Origin of the sequence: Psychrobacillus sp. PGGUH221, from assembly GCF_042055255.1 — a bacterium.
In the GTDB taxonomy this organism is placed as follows: domain Bacteria; phylum Bacillota; class Bacilli; order Bacillales_A; family Planococcaceae; genus Psychrobacillus.
In genome coordinates this window covers 1-258 of record NZ_JAQMHQ010000047.1, presented here as the reverse complement: position 1 = coordinate 258, position 258 = coordinate 1, and the positions used below count along the sequence as shown (strand labels likewise).

The 258-nt window shown below is 39.1% G+C and carries 1 rRNA gene; it reads right to left on the bottom strand.

Annotation, left to right across the window (positions count from 1 at the left end):
* Nucleotides 1-58, bottom strand: a 5S ribosomal RNA gene (gene rrf / locus PGC35_RS22135); the annotation flags it as partial.
* Nucleotides 59-258: the final 200 nt, after the last annotated feature.

Sequence of the window (258 nt, the reverse complement as noted above, 5' to 3'; positions counted from 1 at the left end):
GCTTAACTTCCGTGTTCGGTATGGGAACGGGTGTGACCTCTTCGCCATCATCACTAGACTTGAATTATGAAAGACAAGTTTTATTATAACAACTCTGTAGAGTTTTACAAGTGTTATTTTAATAAAAGTTTTATTCTTTCAAAACTGGATAAAAGACATTGATGCTCGCAAATTCATATTTGGTTAAGTCCTCGATCGATTAGTATTCGTCAGCTGCACGTGTCGCCACGCTTCCACCCCGAACCTATCTACCTCATC